Genomic DNA, 5,251 nt, shown 5'->3' with positions numbered 1-5,251 from the left:
GCCACACGCAAAACGCACACGAGGTATGCCGCTGAGCTCGCTCCCCGTCGACCTGCAGTTCGCGCGGGGCTCGCCTCCCTCGTCGAGTGTGCAGTCCGCGCCCGGCTGGGTTCTCGTCGAGTGTGCAGTCCGCGCCAGGCTCCGCGCGCGAACTGCACACTCGACTGGGCGGTCAGCCCACGACGGCCCGAAGCTCCACCGTCTCTCCGGGGCCGGCGAACCGGGCGGCGAGCGCTTCCGCGCGCTCGCGGCTGGCGACGTCGAGCAGGAAGAAGCCAGCGAGGTGCTCCTTGGCCTCGGCATAGGGCCCGTCAGTGGCGAGAGTCTTGCCCTGCTCCCAGCGGAACAGCCGTGCCTCCGCGGGGTCGCCGAGCGCGGAGCCCCCGACCAGCTCACCGGCCGCCGACATCTCGGTCATCACGGCCTCGAACTCGGCGTTGAGCCGCTCGCGCTCCTCGGCTGGCAGCTGCTGGTGAGCGGCGAGGAACTCGCTGGTCGGGTGGCCCCAGGGCTGGGGGTTTGAGTGGATCAGCACGACGTACTTCATGGTGTCCTCCTCGGACGGTTTCGGGTGGTTCACGGGGACGTCGGAGCCGATCCCTCAGCTTCGACACCGTCGGCCAGGGCGGTGAGATGGGCGCGTTCGACCTCGCTCGGCGTGAGCCGCGCGGCGGTGCGCAGCTCGGCGACGGCCTCCTTCCGCGAGCCAGCCCGCGCCAGGAGCTGGCCACGCACGGCGTGCCAGCGGTGGTGCCCCGCGAGCACCGAGCTCAGACCGTCGAGCACCTCGAGCCCCGCCTCGGGTCCGTCGACCATGGCCACTGCGACGGCCCGGTTGAGCTCTACAATTGGCCCGGGCTGGATCCGGCCCAGGATGTCGTAGAGGCGCAGGACCTGCGGCCAGTCGGTCTCTTCGGCCGTGGCCGCCTCGTCATGGACCGCGGCGATCGCCGCCTGTACCTGGTGCGGGCCGACCTCGTGGCCGGAAGCCAGCGCATCGGTGACGAGCCGGACGCCCTCCCCGATGAGGTCTAGGCGCCACAGCGTGCGGTCCTGCTCGGCGAGAGTCACCAGCCGCCCCTCCACTCCAGTCCGTGCCGGCCGCCGAGCCTCCGTCAGCAGCATGAGCGCGAGGAGCCCCGCCACCTCGGGGTCGTCGGGCCAGGCCGCATGGAGCTGGCGCGTGAGCCGGATCGCCTCAGCGGCCAGCTCCTCGTTCGTCAGCGCATCGCCCTCCGTGCTCGTGTGGCCCTCGGTGAAGACGAGGTAGAGCACGTGCATCACCGCCCTGACCCGGTCGTCCAGTTCGTCCGGCCCCGGCAGCTCGAACGTCGCGCCCGCGTCCCGGATCACCTTCTTGGCTCGGCTGATCCGCTGGCCCATCGTCGACTCAGAAACGAGGAACGCGCGGGCGACCTGCGCGGTGGTCAGGCCCGCGACGGCTCGAAGCGTCAACGCCACCTGCGACGGCACGGTGAGCGCCGGGTGGCAGCACAGCAGCACGAGCGTGAGCGAGTCGTCCCGGCCGGCGACCTCGGGGGAGTCGGCGCTCGCGATCGCTTCCCGCTCCTCCCGCGCCCTCCGCGCGGTCTCGCTCCGGACCTGGTCGACCATCTTCCGCGAGGCGACCCGAATGAGCCACGCCCTGGGGTCGTCGGGCACCCCGTCGCGGGGCCACTGGACCGTCGCCGCGGCCAACGCCTCCTGGACCGCGTCCTCCGCAGCGGCGAAGTCCTCCCACCGCCGGGCCACCGCCGCCAGCACCAGCGGCGCCTCACGGCGCCAGATCGCCTCGAGCTCCTCCATGGCCCTCCCGCTGGGTGGTGGTTCACCAACCTAGCCACCCACACAACGAGGCGTATGCCGCTGAGCTGGCCCAGCGGCATACGAGAGGCACTGGAGGACGTGCGTAGGGCATTGCCCTAGCGATGAGCGTCTTCTGGTTCGTGTTCGCCGGTGGAGTGGGCGCCGTCCTCGTCCCTTGGTGGTTGACGGGCTGGCAGGCGCGGCAGCCGTACCCCTACTGGGGCTTCTTCCGGGTCCTCGGGGTGATCCTGATCGTGGTCGGGCTGGTCCCGCCCGTGCTCCTGTTCACGGAGTTCGTTCGGGCCGGCGGGACCCCGATGCCGGGCGCGATGACCACCCGGTTGGTGACGGGCTTCAACCGGTACGTGCGCAACCCGATCTACCTGGGCGTGGTGACCATCCTCATCGGTGAGGCACTATTGCTTGGGAAGGCTCGCCTCTTCGGGTACGCCCTCGCAGCCTGGGCCGGGGTTGCCGCATTCGCGCCCTGGTACGAGGAACCCGTGTTGGCGCGCCGGTTCGGTGCCGACTACGAGGCCTACCGTCGGGCCGTGCCAGCCTGGATGCCCCGCCGACAGCCGTGGAATCCCAACGACCGCTCAAGCACGCGATGAGTACTCAGAGCTTGGCGGGCCCCCCGCGCCGCGGCCCGCCCCGACGTCGAGAGACCTCATCGCTTCTGTGGAGCTCCGCGCTCCCACCAGTCGATTCGTGGCTGATCGCCGACGGACTTCGCCGCGATCTCAACGTCCACGAGATTGCAGAACTTCCACAGTTCCTTTGCCGCACGTGAGTACTGGAACAGGAGCCGGTCAATCTCGAACGCATCGAGTTGGCCAGCGCGGTAGCGGTCGATCTCAACGCCGACCCGCTCCACCAGCAGAGTGAGTTGAGATGCGTGGTACGCCGCCAAGGCTTCCCGCGCAGCCCGTCGCTCTGCCTTTGTTGGCACCGTTCGAGCGTAATGCGACAGCCGCCCGGCCGTCCTGTCGCCAGCACGCGGGCGGCCGACTGGAGGTATTCGGCGACGCGGCCCAAGTCACACCTCGTGCAACGAATTCGCATGGCAGGATGCGGTCGTGCGCTCTGTCGTCGCCGGCGCGACCGGTTTGATCCTGCTGCTGTCGGCGTGTGGTTCCAGTCCGGATGCCGTCCCTCGAAGTGCGACCGCGGATGCACTGACGTCTTCGGCAGCGACCGCGGCCGAGCGTGACCTCGGCGCAGAGCCCGGTTCGGTCGCCTACCGCTCCTTGGACGTGTGCGCCTTGGTTCCGGCCGCCGCGCTGCAGCAGGGGTATGCCGGCGAGGGCGGGTCCGGATCGGTAAGTCTTGACGTTCTCGCTCCGGCGCGATGCACCTACTCCCTCAGCGATAGCGGGGGATGGGCAGTCCTCGAGCTCGCCTTGCCTCGGGAACGGTTGCCCTCAGACGTTCGCACCACGGATGCCGGAGTCAACAAGGTTGACTCCGGCGCTTCTGGCGTCATCGTGTACGACCCTGCGATCGCATCCCTTCACGTGCTGAGTACCTCCGGATACCTGCTCCGCGTTTCCGGTCCGGGTGACACACCTGATGCCCAGCGCCTGGCATTGGCATTGGCACGGCAAGTTCGTCAACGGCTCACGCAACCACCGCCGACCTTGGCCGTCCGGGAATCCGATGTGAGCGGTCGCGACCGGTGCGAAGCCGCGGACCAGGCCGGTGTGGTGGCTTCGCTGAACCTTCAGGGACCCCTCGAGTCCAGCGCAGATGGGCGCCTCTGCGTGCTGCCCGACCAGTTCTGGGTCGGCTTCCACGGCGAGCGGGGATACCCAAAACGATTGCCGGCTGAGAAGGTCAGGATCGGGAACGTCACCGCAGAGGTCCGACCCGACCTGTGCGAGCTGATCATCCCTCTCCACGCAGCCCCAAAGCAGGCTCGGTGGCACTACGACTCACTTCTTGCACGGCCCGATCCCGAGAAGGGGCCCCCGTGCGACCGGTTCATCACGTCCCTCGCTCCCCTCGTTGACCTGTTGGCCAACAAACAGTAGACGTCATGCATTCGTCACCACGCCGGTCGGTCATCCTCGCTGTGACGTTGGGGCTGTTGCTTGTGCTTCCCGGATGTGCTGACCAACAGGCCCTTGCTCCTGCAACCGGCAGCGCAACCAGGCCGAATCAGCACCCGGCGCTGGAGGTCCCGAATCACGTGGACAACAACGCGTGGAAGCGAAGGCGCGAACCGACCGAGGCCGACCTTGCCATCGCGGCGGCTACGGCCGACCGCATCCGCCTTGCCCTCGAAGAGCTTCGGCATGCTGATCACATCACCCCGGAGGCGACCAGGGGCGTCATCGAGGGCCTCGGCCTGCCGCCCAGGACGATCATGGTGACTGCCCTGCGTCCGCCACTGGGCGCCGACCCGGCGACGACTCCACCTGGGGCCGACATCGGTATCAGGGTGGCGCCCACCGCATGCGTCATCGGCAGCGTCCGTCCGTCCCGAGTCGACATTGACGTGGCCGGTCCCGCCGCTGAGTTCGGGTGTTTGGAGCCCTTCAGTCACTGAGGTCGTTGCGGACCGAGCGAGCAGCCAGAACACTCCCCGCCGCCCTCGGGACAAGGTGGTGATACCAGTTTGATACCATACGACATGGCGATGACCTTACGACTGTCGGACGAGGATGAGCGGGCCTTGACCCTGCTCGCGGAGGCGCAGGGCGTCAGCAAGCAGGAAGCCACCGTCCGCGCGATCCGCGAGGCCGCCGCGCGTCGCGTCCACCAGGACCGCGTGCGCGACCTCTCTGCCCAGGCTCGAGCTCGGTATGCCGAGGTCATCGAACGCCTCGGCCGGTGACGTCCTACCTCTCCCTCGAGGACCTGCTCACCCTCGCCAGCGACCTCCGAGTCGGACCAGTTCGGGACATCGGGCTCCTCGACGCCGCTGCCCACCGACCCCAATCCGTGTTGTACGGGCGACAGGCCTACCCAGACCTGGACACCAAGGCGGCCGCACTCCTCGACTCGGTCGTGCGTAACCACGCCCTGGTCGACGGCAATAAACGCCTCGGCTGGCTCGCCACCGTCGTGTTCCTTGGGCTCAACGATGTCACCATCGACGCCCCTGACGACGACGCCTATGAGCTCGTCATGGCCGTCGCCCGCAGCGAACCGGAGATCGACGAGATCGCTGAGACTCTGGAGCTTTGGCACTGAGGGACGGCATACGCCTCGTTCCGTGGGCGGCTGGGTGTCAGTGGGCGGGCGCCAGCTCGGGGACGCTCTCCTCCTTCTCCCGCTCTGCCGCGTCCGCAGCGGCCGCCAACTCGGCGTCCTTGCGGGCGAGGCGGCTCGGCCACCACATGCGTCCCTTGAGGTCGAGGTTCAGTGCCGTCACCAGCACCGACCTGACGATCAGGGTGTCGAGGAGAACTCCGAGCGCGACGGCGAAGCCGACCTCGGC

8 protein-coding genes are annotated in these 5,251 nt (G+C 68.8%); 4 read left to right on the top strand and 4 right to left on the bottom strand.

Annotated features, from left to right (window positions below; all coding sequences use genetic code 11):
- Positions 1–172: 172 nt before the first annotated feature.
- Both ABF401_RS05070 and ABF401_RS05065 read right to left on the bottom strand, forming a co-directional pair.
- On the bottom strand, positions 173–547 hold the full coding sequence (locus ABF401_RS05070; RefSeq protein WP_353508448.1) for a YciI family protein: 375 nt from the start codon (positions 545–547) through the stop codon (positions 173–175).
- Between the two features lie 29 nt (positions 548–576).
- Positions 577–1,806, bottom strand: a complete 1,230-nt coding sequence (locus ABF401_RS05065) for an RNA polymerase sigma factor (RefSeq protein WP_353508447.1) — start codon at positions 1,804–1,806, stop codon at positions 577–579.
- A 122-nt stretch (positions 1,807–1,928) separates the two neighbouring features.
- Between ABF401_RS05065 and ABF401_RS05060 the strand changes: the two genes are divergently transcribed.
- Positions 1,929–2,420, top strand: coding sequence for a methyltransferase family protein (locus tag ABF401_RS05060; RefSeq protein ID WP_353508446.1), 492 nt, complete (start codon positions 1,929–1,931; stop codon positions 2,418–2,420).
- Between the two features lie 56 nt (positions 2,421–2,476).
- On the opposite strand, the gene ABF401_RS05055 is transcribed toward ABF401_RS05060, so the two are convergent.
- Positions 2,477–2,758 carry a hypothetical protein gene (locus tag ABF401_RS05055; protein ID WP_353508445.1) on the bottom strand — a complete coding sequence of 94 codons (282 nt, stop codon included), beginning with the start codon at positions 2,756–2,758 and terminating at the stop codon, positions 2,477–2,479.
- Positions 2,759–3,997: 1,239 nt separating this feature from the next.
- Here ABF401_RS05055 and ABF401_RS05050 point away from each other — a divergent pair.
- From ABF401_RS05050 to ABF401_RS05040, 3 genes are all read left to right on the top strand, one after another.
- Positions 3,998–4,357 (top strand): hypothetical protein, encoded by a 360-nt coding sequence (locus ABF401_RS05050; protein WP_353508444.1) that lies wholly within the window; start codon positions 3,998–4,000, stop codon positions 4,355–4,357.
- Between the two features lie 90 nt (positions 4,358–4,447).
- Entirely contained in the window at positions 4,448–4,645 is a 198-nt protein-coding gene (locus tag ABF401_RS05045; protein ID WP_353508443.1) for a CopG family transcriptional regulator, read from the top strand.
- Positions 4,642–5,004 carry a type II toxin-antitoxin system death-on-curing family toxin gene (locus ABF401_RS05040; protein WP_353508442.1) on the top strand — a complete coding sequence of 121 codons (363 nt, stop codon included), beginning with the start codon at positions 4,642–4,644 and terminating at the stop codon, positions 5,002–5,004. Before ABF401_RS05045 ends, ABF401_RS05040 begins: the two co-directional genes overlap by 4 nt.
- Positions 5,005–5,041: 37 nt before the next feature.
- Here ABF401_RS05040 and ABF401_RS05035 read toward each other — a convergent pair.
- On the bottom strand, positions 5,042–5,251 hold a 210-nt coding region (locus ABF401_RS05035; RefSeq protein WP_353508441.1), incomplete at its 5' end, for an MMPL family transporter.

Origin of the sequence: Intrasporangium sp. (assembly GCF_040414665.1) — a bacterium.
Taxonomy (GTDB): domain Bacteria; phylum Actinomycetota; class Actinomycetes; order Actinomycetales; family Dermatophilaceae; genus Intrasporangium.
Note: the sequence above shows the minus strand (reverse complement) of the source record. Positions and strands in the feature narration are given on the sequence as shown.

Excerpts from the sequence above, each read along its gene's own strand:
- ABF401_RS05045 (WP_353508443.1), top strand. The coding sequence starts at position 4,448 with ATGACCTTACGACTGTCGGACGAGGATGAGCGGGCCTTGACCCTGCTC.
- ABF401_RS05070 (WP_353508448.1), bottom strand. The coding sequence starts at position 547 with ATGAAGTACGTCGTGCTGATCCACTCAAACCCCCAGCCCTGGGGCCAC.
- ABF401_RS05060 (WP_353508446.1), top strand. The coding sequence starts at position 1,929 with ATGAGCGTCTTCTGGTTCGTGTTCGCCGGTGGAGTGGGCGCCGTCCTC.
- ABF401_RS05065 (WP_353508447.1), bottom strand. The coding sequence starts at position 1,806 with ATGGAGGAGCTCGAGGCGATCTGGCGCCGTGAGGCGCCGCTGGTGCTG.